This is a genomic window from Psychrobacillus sp. 05T411, assembly GCF_056396485.1.
The window spans coordinates 1-23,446 of the sequence record NZ_JBFTLO010000019.1; the positions used below are offsets into that span (position 1 = coordinate 1).

A 23,446-nucleotide genomic window follows, 5' to 3' on the forward strand; every position below is an offset into this window, starting at 1 on the left:
GATGTGGCGTTCTTAGCCTTTGTTCCTCTGCCTGAGTAAGATGAGACTTCACAACGTGATGTGGCGTTCTTAGCCTTTGTTCCTCTGCCTGAGTAAGATGAGACTTCACAACGTACGCGCAAGCGGCGGTGAAGGCTCATCACTCACCCCACGGAAAGCGTCCGTCCTGCAGCGAAAATCATAGCGGTCACTAGTCAACGCACTACGTCGCAGTTTCCCTATTATGTGCGGCATTTTATAAATTCCAATAATTACTATTTTATATATCCGGGCACCGGGCAGAGATATGCACTTTTTTCCTCACCAAAATGTGAAATCAATCAATAACTTCCTCTTTGGATAAATCTGGCTCAATATGCACAAGTACTACGGAAAAAGGCTTTACCTTCATGATTCGTTGCTCAATTTCTTCTGTTATTCGGTGACTTTCAATTACGTTAAGATTGGGATCTACGGTTACGGTTAGATCGACAAACATAAGATTACCATGCATTCTACCTTTACAATCCTTCAGAGTTTTCACCCCGTGCACAAGTTTCACAATCGTAGATAAAGTTTCTGCTTCCTCTACATTGAATCCATCCGATAATGTATAAGCCGCATCATGAAAAATAGTATAAGCAGTATAAATGATAATGATTCCGACAATTAATGCAGTAATACCATCTAAAATAGGAAAGCCGAAAATGGAACCTAGTATCCCAATTGTTGCACCAATACTAACTAAGGCATCCGAACGATTATCATATGCCGCAGCTTTTAATGCTGCACTATTGATACGATTACTTAATTTTAAATTATATTTATACACAATGTACATGGCAATGCTACTTATAAGTCCGACGATTGCAGTTAAAATGGAAGGAGTTTGTTGCACTGGGTTTGCTATATGTTGAATCGCTTGAATAATGACTTGAATACCGATGGACACCATTATAAAAGCAGCTATTAAAGAGGCAATGGTTTCCGCACGTAAATGCCCATATTGGTGATGATCATCTGGTGGTTTTTGAGAAATTCGCAGTCCGATTAGTATGGCAATAGATGCGATTATATCCGTGAAATTATTTAATCCATCTGCTTTTAAAGCTTCAGAAGAACCAAGAAAGCCCGCACTAAGTTTAAAAGTACTTAACAATATGTAGATGCAAATACTAACCCAAGCACCCTTTTCCCCTTCACGTAAATTTGTATATAGCTCCAAAGTGTTTCCTCTTTTCAACTTTTATTGGCATACGAAAACGACCCTCAATTTGAGAGTCGTTTCACGTAATTGTATCGTTTTCTATTGTTCGTCGGTTGTTTTTTCTAACTCAATATTTTCAGAAGTTGCTTTAATGATCTCCAAGTATTGAATATGATGCCCATCAATATCCTTAATCATGAAATCAAATCCTTGTTCGACAATTTTTTCGCCTTTAACAGCTTCAAAACTTTTTGTCATAAACCATCCACCAATTGTATCAATATCTTCTTCATCAATATTAATACCGAGCAAGTCATTGACATTTTCGATTAACATTTTTGCATCGATAATATAATGATTTTCTTCTAATTTTTGCACTTCTGGTAGTTCATCTGTGTCGAATTCATCGCGAATATCCCCAACGATTTCTTCAATAATGTCTTCAATTGTAACAAGACCAGAAGTACCACCATATTCATCCATTAGAATGGCCATATGAATACGTTCACGTTGGATTTTAAGCAATAAATCACCGATTGGCATATTTTCAATCACTCGTATAATTGGCTGCATATAGTCAATTACCGGAGTAGATGCATTTGCAGGGTCTTTTATATAGGCAGTTAATAAGTTTTTCATATTAACGAGACCAATAATATGGTCTTTATCCCCATCGGTTACAGGGTATCTTGTATATTGTTCCACACCAATTAATTCAAATACTTCATGTAGTGTTAAATCTTTTTCTATCGAAATAATTTCTGTTCGTGGAACCATAATTTCTTTTGCAATACGATCATCAAATTCGAAAATCTTGTTTACATATTTATATTCGGCTTGGTTTATCTCTCCACCTTTAAAGCTGTCAGAAAGAATCATGCGAAGCTCTTCCTCTGAATGGGCAACTTCCGATTCTGATACGGCTTTTAAACCAAACACTCGCGTAGCTAAAAATCGGGCGGAACCATTCATACCGTGAATAATTGGATACATAAGTCGGTCAAAAATGATAAGCGGTTTTGCAACAGCTAATGTAATTTCTTCTGACTTTTGAATTGCCATTGTTTTTGGTGTTAGTTCCCCAACAACTACATGTATATATGTTACAAGAGAAAATGCAATGATAAATGAAAGTACGGAGGTAACACTCTCCGGAAGGACAAAATACTCAAAGACTGGATGTAATATCGCTTCTATTGTAGGTTCTCCAAGCCACCCTAAACCTAAGGCTGTTATGGTAATCCCCAGCTGACAAGCAGATAAATATTCATCCAAATTAGATACGACTTTTTTTGCATTTATTGCCCTAGTGTTTCCTTCAGCGATTAGCTGATCAATTCTTGTCGTTCTTACTTTTACAATTGCAAATTCACTAGCAACGAAAAATGCAGTGAATGCGATTAAGACAGCAAATGCTGTCAATCGTATGGCTATGTCCAAATAATTACTTTGTCCCTAACCCAAATGAGGGGTAGAACAAAGTGTACACCTCCTGTTTTTATTAAAAATAGTTTATACGTTTAATAATAAAATATATAAAAAGAAAATACAAATCTTTCTTCTCACATGGAACAAATTTCTATAGAAAATTTACATAAACTTATTAATCGAATAGCACCGAAAATGTGATAATAGTAGCTGATAGATTGGGGGAATTACAATTGAAAAATAAATATGTTGAAATTATAAAAGCTTCTACGAAACTAGGGTTGACTTCCTTTGGAGGTCCAGCTGCACATATTGGATACTTTCGAGAAGAATATGTACAAAAGAGAAAATGGTTAGATGACAAAATGTATGCGGATATTGTAGCGCTGTGCCAGTTTTTACCTGGTCCCGCATCATCACAAGTTGGAATATCAATTGGTTTATTAAGAGGGGGTATACTTGGAGGAATCCTTTCTTGGATAGGTTTCACACTGCCTTCTGTTATTATGTTAATGCTTTTTGCAGCCTTCGTTACAACTACTGGATCATTTGATAGTGGCTGGATTCATGGTCTAAAAATTGTTGCAGTGGCAGTTGTTGCACATGCACTACTTGGTATGCAAAAATCACTTGCTCCTGATAAGGTACGAATTTCTATTGCAATAGCATGTGCAATTTTAACCTTGCTTATCCCAACTGCTATCGGACAAATTAGTATCATCATTGCTGCAGGGATATTTGGCTATTTATATTATAGAAAAGAGACAGTGGAACCTGCGCCTAAAATGGTACTCACTTTTGGGAAAAAGACAGGCATTATCAGTTGGATATTATTCTTGGGATTACTGATTTTATTGCCCATTTTCAAACCTTTTTTTCAAACTATCTATTATTCTATTTTTGATACGTATTATCGGGTTGGGTCGATTGTGTTTGGTGGTGGGCATGTCGTTTTACCAATGCTTGAACGAGAAGTAGAAATAGCCCCGGATGTATTTCTTGCTGGATACGGAGCGGCTCAAGCAGTTCCAGGACCGCTGTTTACACTAGCAGGCTATCTAGGGCAACTAACTGCAGGAATTCCCGGTGCTATTGTGGCAGTTATTGCTATGTTTTTGCCATCTTTTTTATTAGTAATTGGGACATTACCATTTTGGTCTTATATTAGGTCAAAAAAAGGAATTCAAGCGGCTTTAAAAGGTGTCAATGCAGCTGTAGTTGGAATTCTTCTTGCTGCTTTATACGATCCAGTGTTTACGAGTGCGGTAACAAGTACATTAGATTTTATCATTGTATTAATTACATTTACATTATTAGTCGTATATAAATGGGCGCCGATTAAAGTAGTATTAGTAAGTATACTACTTGGAGTGATTGTTCAATTTATCTAATTAATTTATTTTTTCTAAAAGTATTGACAACGGAAATTTCTGTATGCTAATGTTAAGGGACACTAAATAAATGGAAATGGAGGTATGAAAAATGATTCGTTTAAAAGATAGCTTACAAAACTGCATAATTTGTTCATACCTACCATTTAACGAAGAATGATTTAATAAGTAGACGTGTAAAGGAATACTACTGTCTATTTTTAAAGCACATTGCCGTAATATGGGTAATGTGCTTTTTTTGTATTCATTTATTTCCATTTTTTAGTAAATATGATGAAGGGAGTGTTGAATATGACTATTCAACGAACAAAACAAATTTTATTAAAGGAATCTCTAGAAGGCGGATAGCTGAATGAACTAGTAATTTTGAAAAGAAATGAGGGATTAGGGAATGTTTTCAGTTTTATTTAAATTAAAATGGTTTTTTAAAGACAATTGGTTGCGCTATACGATTGCAGTTGGACTATTAATCGTGGCAAGTGTGGTAGAAATTTTGCCTCCATGGGTTGTTGGAAACGCAATTGATACCATTACTTTAGGGGAAATGACGACAAGTCAATTATGGGAATACTTTTTCATATTTTTAGCTATTATTGTTGTAGCGTATATACTCAATTTTATATGGCAATATCAATTATTTGGTGGATCAATTTCCATTGAGCGAATTTTACGTACGAAATTAAATCGTAAGTTTTTACGAATGACACCTACTTTTTATGAAAAAAATCGTACGGGTGATTTAATGGCTCGTGCAACAAATGATTTGAATGCGGTATCCCAAACTGCAGGGTTTGGAATTATGACCTTAATCGATTCGACCATGTATATGTCTGCTCTTATACTTGCAATGGGTTTCATCATTTCATGGAAACTAACATTCTTCGCACTTTTACCTATACCGATTATGGCATTTATCATGCAATATTTAGGAAAAATCATCCATGAAAAATATATGACTGCCCAAGATGCATTCGGTGAATTGAACGACCGCGTGTTAGAATCAATCGCCGGTGTTCGAGTTATTCGCGCCTATGTGCAAGAACGTGCAGATGAAAAAAACTTTGCGGATATGAGCGAAGATGTCTATCAAAAAAATATGGTTGTGGAACGAATAGATGCCCTTTTTGGACCGATTACAAAAGTCGGTACGGGTATCAGTTATGTAGTTGCTTTAGGATATGGCGCCTACTTAGTTTCTAAAGGTGAGATGACGGTTGGGAACTTAATCACTTTTAATGTTTACTTAGGAATGGCAATCTGGCCAATGTTCGCAATTGGTGAGTTGATCAATGTCATGCAACGCGGTAATGCTTCTTTGGACCGTGTGCAGGAAACATTGGACTATGAACAAGATGTCAAAGATCCGACGAATCCAATTGCGTTAATAGATGCAAGCTCTATTGGATTTGAACAAGTTGGATTCCAATATCCATTGTCTCAAGTGAAGAACTTGGAAAATATTGGAGTAAACCTAAAAAAAGGGCAAACGCTTGGTATTGTTGGGAAAACAGGGGCTGGGAAGACGACTTTTATGAAGCAATTATTAAAAGAATATCCAATAGGCACTGGGGCATTAACAATTGGAGAAACAGCCATTTCCGAACAGACAAAAGATCAAGTTTTAGAATGGATTGGCTATGTTCCACAAGACCATGTGTTATTTTCTAGAACGATTCGTCAAAACATCTTATTCGGAAAAGAGGATGCAACGGAACAAGAGTTAGAAGATGCAATTCGCCTAGCTCATTTCCAACAAGACTTGATGAATTTGCCGATGGGACTAGAAACTTTAGTAGGAGAAAAAGGTGTTTCCTTATCGGGTGGTCAGAAGCAACGTGTATCCATTGCACGGGCACTTATTAAAAATCCAGAAATATTATTGTTAGACGATTCGCTTTCGGCAGTAGATGCAAAAACAGAAGCGAAAATTATTGAAAATATTCAAATGGAACGTAGTGGGAAGACAACAATTATTACGACGCATCGATTATCCGGTATTCAGCATGCAGACCATATTATCGTGCTTGATGAAGGACTAATTGTAGAAGAAGGCACACATGAAGAACTACTTCTGCAAAATGGCTGGTACAAAGAACAATACGATCGTCAGCAGCTTGAGGGGGTGTCGTCATGAGTACAGGAAAACGACTCTACCATTACGCGTTATTTTATAAAAAGCCAATTTTACTTGGTTTAATCTTTTTGACCATTGCTGTGATGGCCGATTTATCGGGACCGTTCATTGCTAAAACAATTATTGATGAACATATTGTAGAAGGTACGATTGAATTTAAACCAATTCTACTCTTACTTGCATTGTTTTTTGGATTAAGTGTTGTTACAGCAGTTTTTCGATACTTTATGTTTATCCAGTTACAAATTGGGGCAAATCGAGTTATACAAAAACTACGAAATGATGTATTTCAACATATCCAAACCTTACCGATTCAGTACTTTGACAACTTGCCAGCTGGTAAAGTTGTCGCTCGTGTAACAAATGATACGGAAGCAATACGTAATTTGTATGTGCAAGTGTTATCGCAATTTGCGACGAGTATTATTTCGATTTTAGGTGTTTACGTCGCACTTTTCATTTTAAATGTTCAAATGGCTTTGATGGCTTTATTTGTTCTTCCAATCATTTATATTTGGATGATAAGTTATAGGAAATATGCGTCGAAATATAATCATATTGTCCGAACAAAAATTGCCGATTTGAATGCGATGCTTAATGAATCGATCCAGGGAATGTCGATTATTCAAGCCTTTAAACGGGAAAAGCAAATGGATCGTGAATTTGAAGAGATGAATGAAGAGCATTATCGTTATCAAAAAAAATTATTAGTATTGGATTCTGCTACATCCTTTAACTTAGTAAGTGTTTTACGTTCCATTATGTTTGTTATGTTCATCACGTATTTTGGTTTACAATCGATGGAGCCAAGTAGTATCGTTTCAGCTGGTATGCTTTATGCATTTGTGGACTATACGACTCGATTATTTAATCCAATTACAGGCATTGTCAATCAGTTCTCGCAACTGGAAAGATCACTTGTAGCCGGTTCACGCGTGTTTAGATTACTCGATGAGTCAGGTGAAAAAGTTGAGGATACAAAAATGGAACGATACGAAGGAAATGTCGAGTTTCAAAATGTTTCATTTGCATACAAGGAGAAAGAGTATGTGTTGAAAAATTTGAATTTTATTGCTAATAAAGGGGAGACGGTAGCGCTTGTAGGGCATACTGGATCTGGTAAAAGTTCCATTATGAATTTATTGTTCCGTTTCTATGATCCATCGAAAGGGAAAATACTCATTGATGGTACCGATATTACGACAGTACCGAGACAAACGATTCGAGATCATATGGGAATTGTTTTGCAAGATCCGTATTTGTTCTCCGGAACGATTGCATCGAATGTGAGCTTAAATGATCCTACTATTTCACGTGAGAAAGTAGAAGCATCATTAGCTGCAGTAGGTGGAGAACGCGTGTTGAAAAACTTGGAAAAAGGATTGGATGAACCAGTTATTGAGAAGGGGAGTACATTATCCTCTGGTCAAAGACAGCTCGTCTCTTTCGCAAGAGCACTTGCCTTCGATCCAGCTATTCTAATTCTAGATGAAGCAACATCTAATATAGATACAGAAACAGAAGAAATCATCCAACATGCGATGGATGTATTGAAAAAAGGAAGAACGACTTTTATTATTGCACACCGACTTTCTACTATTAAAAATGCCGATCGTATTTTAGTATTAGATCGCGGGGAGATTGTAGAGAGTGGGACACATGAAGAATTGCTGCAATTACAAGGACGCTATGAGCAAATGTATAAATTACAAGCAGGAGTATCTTCACACGCATAAGGCGTGTGGGGGTATTCCCTTTTTATATTGTGCGGATTATAGGGATAATGCGTCTTAAGAGTGTTGAAAGAAGTGTCCGCGGGGATTTTCGCTGCAGGGAAATTACTATCTAATTTAGTGTCGACACATATCAGAGATTAAAATAATCCAATCTACTACGTAATGTTTATTAAATCTAATTAGAAAATGCGGCCTTCTAATAAAGAGCACATCTTTTAGGATAAAATTCTTATCTATAAACCACATATCGGAATAATATATCTTATCCCCAGTTATCTCACTCCAAGTCGACTTGCTGTTTTAAGAAATGGTTGCTTTCACTGGTAGTTTGGTTGCTCTTGTTCCGATTTGATTGCTTTCCAAGTAGAACTGGTTGCTTTCGATGACTAGTTGGTTGCCCTAATCCATTTATTGGATTCAAACAGTTGAAAAACGGAGGAAATTTTGTTTTTAGAGGGTTAATACTGAATAAGTAAGCAATTACCATTGATTTTCGCTACAGACGTCGACTCCTGCTGGAGGCCAACAGGACGTTGGTTACGAAGGCGTTGCCACACGATGTGGCGCTCTTAGCCTTTGTTCCACATGGGCAAATGAGCCATCTCAGGCATACGCCTAAGGGCGGCGGGGATGGCTCATCGCTCACCCGGCGGAAAGCGTACGGCTGCAGCGAAAATCACAGCGGTCACTTCGTCGCATTTTCCCTAAATGATGAAATCAATCCCTAATAGAAGAGTTTTAACTAACTAACCATCAATGCCTATTGAACTTTTCTACCGACCGTCGTATATTTAGAGAGTCGAAATAAAATAAAAAAAGAGGTCCTTTATGTTAAATTGGCTACGGGATTGGAAAATCAAAATAGCTTCCTTCAATAAAAACATTCGATTGTTTATGCTGGCGAATATGCTCATACAAACTGGGATGGGTGTATTTGCCGTTATGTATAATTTATATATTAAAGAATTAGGTTTTCCGGAAACCGTTAATGGAACGGTTATCTCGATGACTTCACTTGCAACAGCAGTCATACTTATTCCAGCAGGATTTTTAAGTGACCGCTACGGACGAAAAGGAATGATTATTCTCGGCACTATCGTAACGGTATTAACACTTTTTTATCGCAGCATCACAGTAAGCGAACAGTCCATTATATACGCTGCCTTTCTAACTGGTTTGTTTATGGCACTAGTTCAAGTTTCGGGTGTCCCTTTCCTTGCAGAAAACTCACGTGCTAGCGAGCGAATGCACTTATTTAGTATTCATTTTTCATTAGTAACGATAGCGAGTGTTATTGGAAGCTTAGGTGGCGGAGTATTGGCGGATGTATTGCACGTCTATGCAAATATGTCTGTGCTTGTATCGATAAAGTGGGTATTAATAATAGGATCCATCATATTTGGATTAGGATTAATTCCTTTATTCCAATTAAAGCCAAGTGAAAAAATAAAAGATAAAGAAAATAAGACAGATAAAGAAGTGAAAGTAATACCAAGTAATTTTAAACGAAATATTACCGTTATTATGCTGTTTGGATTTGCCAATTTACTAATAGGAACGGGTTCAGGTTTAGTCATTCCTTATTTGAATTTATACTTTTCAAATCGATTTGATGCATCGAATGCTTATATAGGACTAATCTTGTCACTTGGATCTGCGATGACTGCAGTTGCTATGTTATTAGGTCCGGCTCTTGTGAAAAGAGTAGGGCAAGTTCGTGCATTAGTTATATTTCAACTTCTGTCCATTCCATTTTTATTTATCACAGGTTTTACAAATTCACTCATCATTGCATCGCTTGGGTTTTTACTTCGCCAAGCTTTGATGAATGCTGGTAATCCAATTCAAAGTGCGATTGCGATGGATCTTGTGCATGATAAATATAAAGGACTTGCAAATTCAGTGAATCAGATGGTATTTCATGTTGGATGGGCAAGTACTGGTGGGATAGCGACTGGACTTGTAATGGCGCACGGATTTTACTGGGGCTATGCATTTGCCTTTTCCATCACAGGTGTTTTATATATTATTGCTTCTACTTATTTTTATATTTTATTTGGAAGAAAGAAATTGGGAACTGCATAAAAAAGCGCCAGGGAGAAAAAAAGTCCCTTGMGCTTTTCTTAGTCATATACATGAAAAAGCATGAGCTCATGGATCATTTTCTTAACTGCTTCTTCGTCGGCAGGAACTTCACCGATCCATTTGATTGTGCCGTCTGGTTCATACTCAGCGGCGTATCTTGTTTGTTTATAGAAGAAAGAAATAGACCAACCTGGTAATTGTTTGTTTTCATATAACGGTTTGAAACTAAAATGCTGTAGCAATTCTATCAACCTTTCATGTGGCATAATTTATTCGCATACACTAGTAGAAATGACTAATGAAGGAGCGTCTAATTGTTTACTGAAAAATTAAAACAAGCAATACTAAACGAATATGAAGATTATCACTTTTATCGTTCCATGTATAAATTAACGGATGATCCGTATTGGCAAAGTTTTATCGAGCATGTGTATACAGATGAAAAAAGCCATTACGAAATGTTCCAACAATTATATTATATGCTTACGGGGACATTTGTTCAAAATTTCCCGGAGCCTAAAGAGTGTTTTGATCTAAAGGAATGTGCAAAGAGTTCAATTAGAGACGAGCTAGAAGCGGCTGAGATGTATAAAGAAATGCTGCTCCAAATACCTATTCAGCAAGCATATGCTCCGCTATTTGTGGCCATGCATGACGAAACGGAGCATGCTATTCGTTTTTCGACCATGTATAACGCATTGTAACAGCATTGTATAATGTTTTTGAGTTTGTCCTTCCTCTGCTATAATAAGAATAAGAAAGAAGCTAGAGGAAAAAGGTGAAACAGATGAATTTTATATGGACAATCGCGTTTATGGCAGTCGTCGGAGCAGCTATCGGAGCAGTTACCAATCATTTAGCTATAAAAATGTTATTTCGACCACATAAAGCGAAATATATCGGATCATGGCGAGTCCCATTCACACCTGGTTTAATACCAAAAAGACGAGATGAATTAGCAAAACAATTAGGAAATACAGTGATTAATCACCTATTAACTCCTGACATTTTCAAACGAAAATACTTTAATGAAGAAATGCAAGAAAAGGCAACCAAATTGATCGTTCGCCAATTGAATGAAAAGATACTTCTATCCGATAAAACAATTGCAGATTGGTTAAAGCTCGGTGGTCTTGAAAATATTGCAACCATGGCAAATGAAAAAATTGAAAAACAAGTAGAGCTTCAATTTCATCAATTAAAATCAAGATTTGAGCAGGAAACAATTCGTCAGCTAGCACCTGTCGAATGGCAACAAAAAGCAGATACAAAAGTCGGAGAAATTGTTGGTTATATTCTGGAAAAGGCAGAAGACTTTTTCGAATCGGAACAAGGGAAAATGACCGTGAAAAACTTAATTGATGATTTTCTTTCGACTAAAGGAACCTTTGGAAGTATGATCCAAATGTTCGTTGGTGAATCTTCTTCACTTGCAGGGAAGGTACAACCAGAAATTTTGAAATTTTTAAAAGCCCCTGGAACGAAAGGTATGCTAGAAAATATTGTGCGAAATGAATGGGAAAAGCTGAAGGATCGTCCTGTAGTGGAGATGATAGATGGCTTTGATTTTGAACCAGTCATTGCAAATGTGAAGAAATATTTGACGGAAACATTGGCAATAGAAGACCGTTTAAGTCACAGCTTAGTTTTTTATTTCCCAGAAGCAACAGAATGGACGCAAACAAAGCTAGTTCCTAAACTTACTAATTTTGCTTTTATGGAAGCAGAAGCAAAATTAGAAGAAGTATTGCGTAAAATGAAATTAGAAGATATGGTAAAAGAGCAAGTCGATTCTTTCCCAGTTGAACGTTTGGAAGATATCGTTCTTGGCATTTCGAAAAGAGAATTTAAAATGATTACCGTTTTAGGCGGATTTCTTGGAGGTCTTATAGGGATTATTCAAGGGATTATCGTACTTATTACGGGATAAAAGGGGCTTACTATAATGATCAATATTTATGACGACATTAACAAACTAGAAGCATCATTACGTAAAACAAACGAGTTCGCTAACGTAAAGGCAGCTGTTGATGCTGTAAAAGCCGATGCAGAGGCACTCGCACTATTCCAAAGTTTCCGCAAAATCCAATTAACCCTTCAAGAAAAACAAATGCAAGGCGAAGAAATTGCAGGGGAAGAATTAGAATACGCACAAAAAACTGCACAGCTTGCCCAAAACAATGAAAAAATTGCACAGATGCTTCAAGCGGAAATGGCTTTAAGCCAGTTGATCGAAGAAGTAAATCGTGTGTTAATCAAACCAGTACAAGATTTATATGAAGGCATTTAATAAAAAGGATCTCCCCACAATTGGGTGAGATCCTTTTTGTATGATAAAGCAGGAATATTGTAAAGGATGACGAATGTATTAACAATGAACCACTATTCATTTACAAAGGGGAGAATGGAATGTTTACAACTATTAAATTAGAAAAAGAAGAACGAATCGCTACATTAACTTTAAATCGACCAGAAGCAATGAATTCGATGAATGAAGTGATGATGTTAGAGCTTGCAGAGTGCCTGGAATCTTTAAAAGAAGATACAGCTGTACAAGTATTACTAATCAAGGGAGAAGGACGAGCATTTTCAGCAGGTGGAGATATTAAAGCAATGATTGATCCGGAGATTAGATTTAATATTGAAGATGTAATGAAATATGTGTCTCGTATTGCATTAGCTCTATACACTTTACCGCAAATTACCATTGCTTCTGTTCACGGGGCAGCAGCAGGAATCGGATTCAGTCTCGTTCTAGGTTGTGACGTAATCATTGCAGAAGAAAATAGTAAGCTAGCAATGAATTTTATCGGCATTGGGCTAGTAGCAGATGGCGGTGGACATTTCTTCTTGAAGGAAAGATTAGGCGTTTCAAAAGCCAAACATTTAATATGGGAAGGCCGGAAGCTAACTGGTAATGAAGCAAAGGAGCTTGGTTTAGTGGATGAATTGGCATCCGATGGTTTAGGATGGTCAACAGCAACATCCTATGCGCACAAACTGATACAGTCTCCTATTGCTGCAATGATTGCTACGAAAGAAATCTTGCATGCAGGAAAAGTAAAAGAATTAGAATTGATCTTAGAAAAAGAAGCAGTAGCACAAATAGCGATGCGAAAAACAGCGGATCACTTAGAAGGTATAGAAGCATTTGTGGAAAAACGTCAGCCTGCGTTTAGTGGGAAATAATAAGACTATTAGATTGAGAGTCGATTTATATCGATTCTCATTTTTTGTAATATTATAGAGAATATTATGATATATTAGATATCAATCAATTGAAATAGATATTAGTAAGGGGAGTAAAAATGATGAAAGATATAAAACCTAATACGAATAACTTAAATAGACAAGTATATTTGTATATTCAAAACAAAATAATTACAAATCAGTTGAAGCCGGGAAGCCGTATTAACTATGAAGAGTTAGCACAAGAAGTAGGGGTCAGCATTACTCCGGTTCGTGACGCGTTAAATTGGTTGCAAAAAGATGGCTTCGTAGAAATTAAAGCACGTTCTGGGGCATTTGTTAAATCAGTGAATTACACAGATTCTATGGAAATTGTCCATGTTAGAAAAGCACTTGAACGAGAAGCTGTAGGTTTGGCAACACCAAACATTCCCGATGCAATTTTAGAAACTTTGCTTCAAAAAACATATGATGTGGAATCAGAAATAAATGGGGATAATTTGGAATCCTTTATTGAAGCAGATAGAGAATTGCATCGTGCAATTGCTTCTTATGCAAACAACAGTAGGATTGCAAAACTATTAGAATCGCTAGAAGCACAATCTAAATGGATAGGTACTATTCTTGTAGAAAACCGTGAGCGGTATCTTCAAGCAAATATTCATCACAGATTCATTATACTAGCTATGATGAAAAGAGATGTTGAAGAAGCGCAACGTCAAATGGATCATCATTTATCCGAAATTAAAAAAGCGATGATTAATGAGTTTTTAGAATAATATAATGTTAATCGTAATACTATATGAAAAAGAAATAGCCCTATTAAAAACTAAATTATTAGCAATTTTCAGAAATTTTTATTTACAAATGAAAACCGGAATGATAATATCTGATGTATCAGTATTAAATAGTAGTGTAAGCAGAGGGGATTATGGATAATTTGATAAGGACTTTGGGCTGTGGATTTGTTTTTCGGTTAATTGATATATCAGATATTAAAAATGAAAAGGGGGAAATAAAATGGAAACATACTTAGTAACAGAATGGACGGATTCTGTAACAGGGGCAAAGGGTTATTTATCAATAGATAAAGTTGTTGGTGGAGTAGCTGGTGGAGGAATCCGAATGAGAAAAGGAGTGACGAAGGAAGAAGTGCAACGACTTTCTCATACGATGACGCTTAAACTTGCGGGTTTGGATGTACCTCTTGGGGGCGCAAAAGCAGGTATAGATTATTCTCCAGCTGCTTCTGATAGTTATGAAGTACTGAGTAGATTTTTGGAAGCACATAAACCGTTACTTCTTCATACATGGGGAGCAAGTGAGGATATGGGCACTACAAAAGAAGAAATTACTAATATTGTTCAGTCACTTGGTTTAAATACTGGAGTGGATGCATTTCTTAACTCGATAGAAAACAAAGAAGTAATTCAAAAAAACATTAGTACCGCACTTAATTTAACAGTCGATGGTATGCCAATAACAGATGTAGTGACAGGATTAGGCGTTGCAGCGGCGGCTAAAAAAGCAATTGAATGGATAGATGTGAATATTGAGAATGCAAAAGTAGCTATCCAAGGATTTGGAAGTGTCGGGGCAAGTACTGCAAAATATCTTTTCGCAGAAGGTGCCAATATTATTGCCGTGTCGGACATTCATGGAACCGTTTTCTGCGATAAAGGATTAGATATTCCGCTGTTGTTACGGGCCAAGGATACGAAAGGAAATATTGATAGATCCAAATTACCTTCTACATATAAGCTGGAGGATGGATTTTATTGGTTGAAAAATGAAGTGGATGTGTTAATTCCGGCAGCTATTGCAGATGCGATACATACTGGAAATGTATCAGAAGTAAAAGCGAAGATTATTGTAGAAGGCGCTAATATACCGATTACAAAGGATGCTGAGCAATTGCTTTACGAAAAAGGTATCCTTGTAGTGCCAGATTTTATTGCAAATAGCGCAGGAGCAGGTCTATTTGGTGCAATTTTATATAAAGGAGTAGCACCGGATACCAATTCAATCTTTTCGTTTTTAAGTGAAAAAGTATCACGCAGTACTTCCTTAATATTAAATAAATCGAAAGAGGATAATATAACTCCGAGGGATGCAGCATTACTTATTAATAAAAGTAAAGAATTAGTTCCTCATTCTTAAATTTACTAAAACATTAATAGTGTAGTATTCCTATGAAAAATTTATTTTTAATAAGGAGAAAAGCTAATGAATCAAGGGAATAAATTATCGCTGAAAAAGAATCTAGTAATAGGTTTAATGCTATTTGCAATGTTCCTAGGTGCTGGCAATGTAATCTTTCCACCGTTACTTGGACAAATGGCAGGGGAAAAACTTTTCATAGCAATAATAGGATTTTTGCTTGCTGCTGTTGGCTTGCCCTTTCTTGCAATTGTAACTATTGCAAGAGTAGGAGATTTACAAGAACTTGGTAACCGTGTTCATCCTGTTTTTAGCATTGTTTTTGCCATACTAATCTATACAATGCTTGGACCGTTTTTCGGTATACCAAGAACGGCAACTGTTTCATATGAGATTGGAATTTATCCGTTTTTATCCGAATCATTTTCTGCAAGAGAATGGCCCTTAACTATATTTAGTATCGTCTTTTTTGGAATTACCCTTTTTTTAGCACTGAATCCGTCCAAAATTGTAGACAGGATGGGGAAATTTCTAACACCAATTCTCCTAATTATTATCGCATTATTTACGATTAAAAGTGTTCTTACTCCGATAGGTATTTTAGAAACTGCACAGGGAGTCTATGGAGAAAGCACTTTCTTTTCGAGCTTTGTTCAAGGTTATTTAACAATGGATGTTTTAGCTGCATTAATTTTAGGAATTTTCATCGTTAACTTGTACCGTGATGAAGGAATTACGGAAAGAAAAGAAATCGTTCGTTCAACATTAATAACGGGTAGTATTATCGCAATTGGCTTATCATTTGTCTATATTTCGTTAAGTTATATTGGAGCAACAAGTACATCAGCAATTGGATTTCAAGACAATGGTGGTGCTATTTTAGCGCTTTCTGCTCAACTTTTATTTGGGCAAGGAGGAGCCTATATCCTTGCATTGATCATTATTCTAGCGTGTTTAACGACATCGATTGGTTTAGTGTTAGTTATTTCTCAATTCTTTAATCGGATATTTCCAAGAGTTTCTTATAAGGCGTTTGTATATTTTTTTTCAGTAGCAGGAGCACTTGTAGCAAATGTAGGTTTAACTAATTTAATCTCCATTGCTCTTCCGGTTTTAATGATAGTTTACCCTTTAGCAATTGTCCTCGTTTTACTTTCATTTATCGATAAATTGTTTGGGCAATCGAGCATTGTATATATTACGACTATAATCTTTACTTTTTTCGTAAGTGTGTTTGAAGGAGTAAAAGCAGCCGGTATTGTATTAGCACCAATAGAAAAGCTTCTATCAAAGCTACCACTTTATGAATTTAGTATGGGTTGGGTAGTGCCTGCCTTTGTAGGCTTGTTTGTAGGAGTAATTTTACATTTTATTTTTAATAGAAAACCAGTACCTATGAAAATAAATGTTTAATTTTTTGTAATTGATATATCAGATATTAATTAATTCCAATATATGAGGAGTGATGTTATGCCTTACGAATTTAAATTGCCCGATATAGGAGAAGGTTTGCATGAGGCGGAGATTGTTAAATGGTTTATAAAACCCGGAGATCTAGTTAAAGCCGACGATACGATTATTGAAATTCAGACAGATAAAGCAACTGTTGAGATTACATCCCCAATTTCAGGAACAATCGAATCACGTAATGGGGAAGAAGGTGAAGTGATTAATGTTGGGGAGGTATTAATTACTTTTGAAGAAGACAAAGCAAATAGTAAAAAAGAAGAAGTGATGCAAGAAAAAATGGAGTTTACTATTCCAAATTCATCGAGTGACATAAAGAAAGACCCTTCTGGATTAAAGAAAAGAAATCGAGCTGCTCCTACCGTAAGGAAATTGGCAAGAGAAATGGGTGTGGATATTGAAGAGGTCACAGGAACGGGACCTTCTGGAAGAATACTAAAGGAAGATATATATGCATTTGGTCGTGAGAATAATGAAAGTCAATCAGAAAGATCCATAAAAGAAACGGATAAAAATATTGTAAGCGATTACAAACTAGAGGAACTTGAGAAGGAGATACCTATAAAAGGATTGAGAAAGAAAATAAGTGAAAAAATGTCCCAATCCGTTTACACTGCCCCCCAAGCTACTGGTATGGATGAGATAGATGTGACGAACTTAGTAGAGCTTAGAAAAAGTTTACAAGGAGATGTAATTTCACAAGGAAATAAGTTAACATTTCTTCMATTTATCATCAAAGCAGTAACGAAGAGTTTACAAAAGGAACCTTATTTTAATGCTTCTATAAACGCAGCGGGAGATAAAATCATTTTAAAAAATTATTATCATATCGGAATTGCAACTGCAACAGAAGATGGATTAATCGTTCCTGTACTGAAAGATGCAGACCAAAAATCGGTGCTTGAAATTGCCCAGGAGTTAGATTTGCTTACTGACAAAGCAAGAAATAAAAAATTAAGTCCAGCAGAACTTCAAGGTGGCACCTTTACCATTAGCAGTACTGGTAAACAAGGAGGATGGTTTGCTACTCCAATACTAAATCATCCGGAAGTGGGAATTTTAGGTATCCATTCGATTAAAGAGAAACCGGCAGTTGTAAATGGAGAAATAGTGATTCGAAATATGATGGGAATGTCCTTAACATTTGATCATCGGTTGATAGACGGTGATATTGCAGGTCAGTTCATGAATTCCATTAAAGATATCCTTGAAAACCCGCATAAGTTAATTTTGGAAGTTAAATGATGCTTTGTAAAAAAGCATAGAAGAGGAGATGGTTCGTTTGCAAAAAGCACAGGAAGTGGATGTAGATTACTATCAATTGATCGATTTAGACGGAAGTGCGGATGAGCAACAAATATCCAGTTTGAATTTAGATGATGCTAGTTTGTTCAATATGTATAAGTGGATGCTTAAAGCAAGACAAATGGACAAAAGACTTTTAAATATGCAAAGACAGGGACGAGTTGGAACCTATTCGCCTTTTAGTGGTCAAGAGGCTGCGCAAATTGGTAGTGCGATTGCTTTGAAGGAAACAGATTGGATGTTTCCTACTTATCGAGATTTAGGTGCATGCATTGTGAACGGAATTCCTATTCAACAGATTGTTAAGTATTTAAAAGGGCATCTAGAAGGAAGTAAAACTCCTGAAAATGTGAATGTTCTTCCTTTACAAATCATTATTGGGGGTCAAATACCACAGGCAGCTGGTTGTGCATGGGCTTCCAAATTAAGAGATGAAAAAGATATTACAATTGCCTATTTTGGAGATGGAGCTACGTCGCAGGGAGATTTCCACGAAGGGATGAACTTCGCTTCGGTATTTAATCTACCGATTGTATTCTTTTGCCAAAATAATCATTGGGCTATTAGTGTTCCTTTTCATAAGCAATCTGGTAGTGAAACGATTGTGCAAAAGGCAGAAGCTTATGGCATGAAAGGAATTAGAGTAGACGGAAACGATGTACTGGCTGTTTATAAAGCGACGAAAGAAGCGATAGAACGGGCTAGAAACAATGAAGGTCCAACTTTAATAGAAGCAGTCACCTATAGACAAGGTCCACATACTACATCGGATGACCCGACGAAATATCGAAATGCGGAAGAAGTTAGTGAATGGACGATTGAAAAAGATCCACTAGTGCGTTTTGAAAAGTTTTTAGAAAAGCGAAATTTGCTAACGGAAGAAAAGAAAAAGAATTTAATAGAAGCATTTGATCAGCAAATTTTATCAGATATTAAAGAAGCAGAAGATAGTAAGACAACTACTATCGACCAAGTTTTTGACTATGTATATGACCAATCTCATCCGATATTACAGGAACAAAAAAATGAAGTATTACAAAGAATTCTTGCTAAAAAGGAGAATGAGCATGGCTAATTTGACAATGGTTCAATCAATAACAGAAGCATTAAAGCAAGAGATGGAAAGTGATGATCGAGTTTTGCTATTAGGGCAAGATATAGGAAAAAATGGAGGGGTATTTAGGGCAACGGATGGACTATATGAACAGTTTGGGGAAAATCGTGTTATTGATACACCTCTTGCTGAGTCTGGAATTGTAGGGACTTCGGTTGGGCTTTCTTTAAATAATATGCGACCAGTTGCGGAAATTCAGTTCCTTGGATTTATTTATGAAACGATGGATCAAATTTGTACACAAGCAGCGAGAATGCGTTTCCGCTCAGCGGGTAGATTTACGGCTCCAATTGTTATTCGAAGTCCTTTCGGTGGGGGAGTAAGAACACCTGAAATGCATTCAGATAGTTTAGAAGCTTTGTTTGCACATACACCAGGTCTAAAAGTCGTTATCCCTTCTAATCCCTATGATGCGAAAGGTCTGCTCATTTCAGCGATAAGGGATGAAAATCCGGTAATTTTCCTTGAACCGATGAAGCTATATAGATCTTCGAGAGAAGAGGTACCAGAAGAGTCTTACACGGTGCCACTAGGGAAAGCAAAGGTAGTAAAACAAGGCGAAGATATCACTGTAGTTACATACGGTGCTAATGTTCCATTTGTTCATAAAGTAGCTGTGGAATACGAAAACAAAGGAATAAGTATGGAGGTAATAGATTTAAGAACGATTCACCCAATTGATTTTGAGGCAATCATTCAATCTGTAGAAAAAACAGGGCGCTTAATTATTATTCATGAAGCGGTAAAAACAGGAGGAGTTGGTGGAGAGATTGCGGCACATATAAGTGAAAAAGCGTTCTTCTCATTAGCAGCTCCAATTATTCGAATTACGGGTTATGATACGCCTTTTCCAGTAACTCAAGTGGAGGATGACTGGCTCCCAAACATACGAAGACTTCAAGAAGGTATCGAAGAAGTGATGAAATATTAATACGTAGAAAATGACAAGAATTGGAGTGATAAAAAGATGATTCAAGAACTAGCATCCGAATTCTATCAAGCATACAAACAAAAACAACATATAGATTTACTAAGTAGTAGAAACATAGAGATTGATGAATCGACAGCCTATAAGATTCAAGATTGCCTGACAAAATTGAAGATAGAAGAAAACGGAGAAGATTTAATTGGCTATAAAATCAGTATGACAAGTGAAGAGATGCAAAGACTTGGAAAAGCTAATTCTCCGGCTTATGGAACATTTACAACTAATAGTGTAATAGATTCTTCTATTACATTAGATGCGGCTTTTCCTTTTTTACTAGAACCTGAACTTGTATTTATCCTAACCGAGGATTTATCTGTAGGGGCAGACCAAAGCGAAATAAAACAAAAGTCGAAAATAGCAGCGGGACTAGAAATACCAGGTTCGAGATACCAGAACTGGTTTCCACCAGCTAAAGATACATTGCTAGGAGATACAATCGCAGACAATACGTATACCGGCTATATACTCATGGGAAGCCCAGTTGAAATTACGAACACTATCGATTTAGAACAAATTAAGGCAAGCCTTTATTTTAATGGAGAAAAGTTAGATGAAGGCTATTCTTCCGAAGTATTGGGAAATCCATTAAATGCTGTTAGTTGGCTAACGGGAAAACTTGCGGAAGAAAATAAATCCTTAAAAAAAGGAATGATTATTTCTTCAGGTACTTTCACAGTACCTAAAAAGCTTCAGCAAGGAACTTATAAAGTCGAGTTTGATGATGTTGGAGAATTAACTTTTAAAGTGGAGTAAGGAAGAAGATGGAGACATTGAAAATACAGCTTGTTGAAGATTTACAACAGATTGTTTCTCATGAACGCGTATCTATAAATGAAACTATTCTTAATCAGCATAGCAAAGATGAATCATTTCATTCGCCATCCCTACCAGATGCCGTGATATTTCCAATTAATTCAGTAGAGGTTGCTTCTATTATGAAGCTAGCAAATAGAAGACAGATTTCCGTAGTTCCTTTTGGAGTAGGTTCAGGGTTGGAAGGTCAAGTGATTCCGACAAAAGGTGGAATCTCACTTGACTTTCAGTTGATGAATCAAATATTGGAGATAAATCATGAAGACCTATTAGTTCGTGTTCAACCAGGAGTAACAAGAAATCAATTAAATAAAGAATTGGGAAAGCACGGATTATTTTTTCCAGTTGACCCAGGTGCAGATGCAAGTATTGGTGGAATGACATCCACAAATGCAAGTGGTACAACAGCGGTCAGATATGGAAATATGAAAGAAAATGTACGAGAACTAGAAGTAGTTCTAGCGGACGGTCGAATTATTCGTGCTGGTGGTAAATCCAAAAAGTCATCTTCAGGCTATCATCTGACAGAACTTTTCGTTGGTTCGGAAGGAACGTTAGGAGTATTCACGGAAATTACACTTCGAGTATATGGGATATCGGAAGCTATTATGGCGGCTCGTGCCGTTTTTCCTTCAGTCCAAGGTGCCACACAAGCGGCTGTTTCACTTCTTGCGATGGGTATTCCTATTGCAAGAATTGACTTAGTAGATGCTTATTCTATTAAACAAATGAATATTGCAACTGCTACTAATTATCCAGAAAATGTGACGCTTTTTCTTGAATTTCATGGTCATAAGGAAAACGTACAAAATGATATCAGACTTACAGAGGAAGCTTTTGGAGAATTCGGTTGCTATGAATTCGAGTTCRAATCCGATTCATTAGGAAGAGCAAAACTTTGGGAGGCAAGACATAATCTTTTTTATGCATATTTACACAATAATCCAGGAAAGAAAATGATGATTACGGATGTGTGCGTACCATTATCGAAACTATCAGATGCTATTGAGTCTAGTAGAAAATTTATAGACGAATCAGGTTTAGCTGGCACAGTTATAGGACATATCGGTGATGGAAATTTTCATGCAGGTTTAGTAATAGATCCAAAAAATTCATCCGATATGGAACGAGCAAATGGGGTTAATGAACAAATAGTAGATCATGCTTTAGCTTGCGGTGGAACCTGCACCGGAGAACACGGTGTAGGATTAGGCAAGAAAAAGTATCAGCGTAAGGAACATGGGGAAGCACTAAATATTATGATTAGCATGAAAGAACTTCTCGATCCAAATAACATTTTAAATCCAGATAAAATTTTCTGATTATACAAAAAAAGTGTGAGGGAGCTAAAAAATATGAAAAAGTTAATAGGGTTATTATTACTTTTGACAATTTTTATTGTCGGTTGTTCTTCTGGCGAAGCGGATGAAAGTGCTAATGCAGAAAGTGGTTCAAATGGTGATAGTGAAGAGCAATTTGAGTTATCGTTAAATACCTTTCACCCAACTACAGACCCAGCGGTTGAGTCAGTATTTGAGCAATGGTCGAAACTTGTAGACGAAGAAACAGATGGTCGCGTAACAATAACGAATTATTATGCCAATCAGTTAGGTGCCGCGGATACTGCGTTGCAGGATATAGTTGGTCAAGTATATGATATTACGCTTGTAAGTCCAATTTTGTTTAATGATTCGGAACTTTATCCTTTCACAATTGCTGCATTGCCATATGCTATTCCTGGAAATGAAGCTGGATTTAATGTATTAAAGAAGTTTTATGAAAAATATCAAAAAGAAGAGAAAGTAGAATATTTAGGAGCTGGTTTAGCAGATTCCTTTGTGCTTTGGAGTGTCGATCAAATTAAAACAGTGGATGATATTAAAGGCTTACAAGTTCGTACAGCGAGTGCTGCTCAAGTTGAGCTTGTAAAAAGTTGGGGAGCGGTACCGGTATCTATTCCAGTGGCAGACATTTATGAATCATTTCAAAAAGGGACGCTGGATGCAGCTATTTTCTCTTTAGTAGGAGGGAAGGACTGGAATTTTCATGAAGTGGCACCCTATGTCGCAACAATGCCAATTTCAACATTACCTTTCATAGCAGTAATCAATAAAGAAAAACTTGCATTACTCCCAGAGGATTTACAAGCGGTATTTAAAGATAGTTTAGGTCCAAAATTAGGAGAATTATTTRCAAAGCATTACGCAGATTCTACTATAAAAGTGAAGGACGATTTCAAGGGGAAAGAAATTATTGACTTAACGGACGAAGAATTGCAAACCTTTCAAAAACAAAACAAAGAAATTTGGGATGATTGGATAAAAGGAGCAAATGAAAAAGGATTTGATGGGGAAGCGATGATGAAAGATTTCCAACAATTCATCGAGGAAGAAGGATTAAGTCTTCCATATTAATGATCAACTTAAACTCCGATAGAAAGTTGGGGGAAC

The 23,446-nt window shown here is 36.5% G+C and carries 20 protein-coding genes; 17 read left to right on the forward strand and 3 right to left on the reverse strand.

Annotated elements, in window-relative coordinates:
• Positions 1–316: 316 nt before the first annotated feature.
• Together AC1DFT_RS14580 and AC1DFT_RS14585 are read right to left on the reverse strand one after the other, a co-directional pair.
• Positions 317–1,204, reverse strand: coding sequence for a cation diffusion facilitator family transporter (locus AC1DFT_RS14580; RefSeq protein ID WP_478159459.1), 888 nt, complete (start codon positions 1,202–1,204; stop codon positions 317–319).
• A gap of 81 nt (positions 1,205–1,285) precedes the next feature.
• The gene (locus AC1DFT_RS14585) at positions 1,286–2,626 is read right to left on the reverse strand and encodes a hemolysin family protein (RefSeq protein ID WP_478159460.1); all 1,341 of its coding nucleotides are present in this window, start codon (positions 2,624–2,626) and stop codon (positions 1,286–1,288) included.
• Positions 2,627–2,847: 221 nt separating this feature from the next.
• Here AC1DFT_RS14585 and chrA point away from each other — a divergent pair, with 221 nt between their 5' ends.
• The 4 genes from chrA to AC1DFT_RS14605 all read left to right on the forward strand — a co-directional run bounded on the left by chrA (position 2,848) and on the right by AC1DFT_RS14605 (position 9,960).
• Positions 2,848–4,005, forward strand: coding sequence for a chromate efflux transporter (chrA, locus tag AC1DFT_RS14590; protein WP_478159461.1), 1,158 nt, complete (start codon positions 2,848–2,850; stop codon positions 4,003–4,005).
• Between the two features lie 391 nt (positions 4,006–4,396).
• The gene (locus AC1DFT_RS14595; RefSeq protein WP_478159462.1) at positions 4,397–6,139 is read left to right on the forward strand and encodes an ABC transporter ATP-binding protein; all 1,743 of its coding nucleotides are present in this window, start codon (positions 4,397–4,399) and stop codon (positions 6,137–6,139) included.
• Positions 6,136–7,875, forward strand: a complete 1,740-nt coding sequence (locus AC1DFT_RS14600; RefSeq protein ID WP_478159463.1) for an ABC transporter ATP-binding protein — start codon at positions 6,136–6,138, stop codon at positions 7,873–7,875. The genes AC1DFT_RS14595 and AC1DFT_RS14600 overlap by 4 nt, the downstream gene beginning before the upstream one ends.
• An 828-nt stretch (positions 7,876–8,703) precedes the next feature.
• Positions 8,704–9,960 (forward strand): MFS transporter, encoded by a 1,257-nt coding sequence (locus AC1DFT_RS14605; RefSeq protein WP_478159464.1) that lies wholly within the window; start codon positions 8,704–8,706, stop codon positions 9,958–9,960.
• A 38-nt stretch (positions 9,961–9,998) separates the two neighbouring features.
• Here the strand turns inward: AC1DFT_RS14605 and AC1DFT_RS14610 are convergent, their stop codons facing one another.
• On the reverse strand, positions 9,999–10,202 hold the full coding sequence (locus AC1DFT_RS14610) for a YheE family protein (protein ID WP_478159465.1): 204 nt from the start codon (positions 10,200–10,202) through the stop codon (positions 9,999–10,001).
• Between the two features lie 72 nt (positions 10,203–10,274).
• On the opposite strand from AC1DFT_RS14610, the gene AC1DFT_RS14615 reads away from it, so the two are divergent.
• The 13 genes from AC1DFT_RS14615 to dctP all read left to right on the forward strand — a co-directional run bounded on the left by AC1DFT_RS14615 (position 10,275) and on the right by dctP (position 23,410).
• Entirely contained in the window at positions 10,275–10,664 is a 390-nt protein-coding gene (locus AC1DFT_RS14615) for a ferritin-like domain-containing protein (RefSeq protein ID WP_478159466.1), read from the forward strand.
• 83 nt (positions 10,665–10,747) lie between these two features.
• A complete protein-coding gene (locus AC1DFT_RS14620) occupies positions 10,748–11,890 on the forward strand; it encodes a DUF445 domain-containing protein (protein ID WP_478159467.1) in 1,143 nt (380 codons plus the stop codon).
• A 15-nt stretch (positions 11,891–11,905) separates the two neighbouring features.
• On the forward strand, positions 11,906–12,250 hold the full coding sequence (locus tag AC1DFT_RS14625; RefSeq protein WP_478159468.1) for a YlbF family regulator: 345 nt from the start codon (positions 11,906–11,908) through the stop codon (positions 12,248–12,250).
• Positions 12,251–12,369: 119 nt separating this feature from the next.
• Positions 12,370–13,149 carry an enoyl-CoA hydratase gene (locus AC1DFT_RS14630; protein WP_478159469.1) on the forward strand — a complete coding sequence of 260 codons (780 nt, stop codon included), beginning with the start codon at positions 12,370–12,372 and terminating at the stop codon, positions 13,147–13,149.
• Between the two features lie 119 nt (positions 13,150–13,268).
• Positions 13,269–13,928, forward strand: coding sequence for a GntR family transcriptional regulator (locus AC1DFT_RS14635; protein WP_478159470.1), 660 nt, complete (start codon positions 13,269–13,271; stop codon positions 13,926–13,928).
• A gap of 241 nt (positions 13,929–14,169) precedes the next feature.
• Positions 14,170–15,309: a Glu/Leu/Phe/Val dehydrogenase dimerization domain-containing protein gene (locus AC1DFT_RS14640; protein ID WP_478159471.1), complete on the forward strand. Its 1,140-nt coding sequence runs from the start codon at positions 14,170–14,172 to the stop codon at positions 15,307–15,309.
• A 66-nt stretch (positions 15,310–15,375) separates the two neighbouring features.
• Positions 15,376–16,722: a branched-chain amino acid transport system II carrier protein gene (gene brnQ, locus AC1DFT_RS14645; protein ID WP_478159472.1), complete on the forward strand. Its 1,347-nt coding sequence runs from the start codon at positions 15,376–15,378 to the stop codon at positions 16,720–16,722.
• Positions 16,723–16,779: 57 nt separating this feature from the next.
• Entirely contained in the window at positions 16,780–18,021 is a 1,242-nt protein-coding gene (locus AC1DFT_RS14650) for a dihydrolipoamide acetyltransferase family protein (RefSeq protein WP_478159473.1), read from the forward strand.
• Between the two features lie 28 nt (positions 18,022–18,049).
• On the forward strand, positions 18,050–19,156 hold the full coding sequence (gene pdhA, locus AC1DFT_RS14655; RefSeq protein WP_478159474.1) for a pyruvate dehydrogenase (acetyl-transferring) E1 component subunit alpha: 1,107 nt from the start codon (positions 18,050–18,052) through the stop codon (positions 19,154–19,156).
• On the forward strand, positions 19,149–20,126 hold the full coding sequence (locus AC1DFT_RS14660) for an alpha-ketoacid dehydrogenase subunit beta (protein ID WP_478159475.1): 978 nt from the start codon (positions 19,149–19,151) through the stop codon (positions 20,124–20,126). Before pdhA ends, AC1DFT_RS14660 begins: the two co-directional genes overlap by 8 nt.
• A 36-nt stretch (positions 20,127–20,162) precedes the next feature.
• Positions 20,163–20,936 carry a 2-keto-4-pentenoate hydratase gene (locus AC1DFT_RS14665; RefSeq protein WP_478159476.1) on the forward strand — a complete coding sequence of 258 codons (774 nt, stop codon included), beginning with the start codon at positions 20,163–20,165 and terminating at the stop codon, positions 20,934–20,936.
• Positions 20,937–20,959: 23 nt separating this feature from the next.
• Positions 20,960–22,318 carry an FAD-binding oxidoreductase gene (locus tag AC1DFT_RS14670; RefSeq protein ID WP_478159515.1) on the forward strand — a complete coding sequence of 453 codons (1,359 nt, stop codon included), beginning with the start codon at positions 20,960–20,962 and terminating at the stop codon, positions 22,316–22,318.
• A gap of 33 nt (positions 22,319–22,351) precedes the next feature.
• Positions 22,352–23,410, forward strand: coding sequence for a TRAP transporter substrate-binding protein DctP (dctP, locus tag AC1DFT_RS14675; RefSeq protein WP_478159477.1), 1,059 nt, complete (start codon positions 22,352–22,354; stop codon positions 23,408–23,410).
• Positions 23,411–23,446 lie beyond the last annotated feature (36 nt).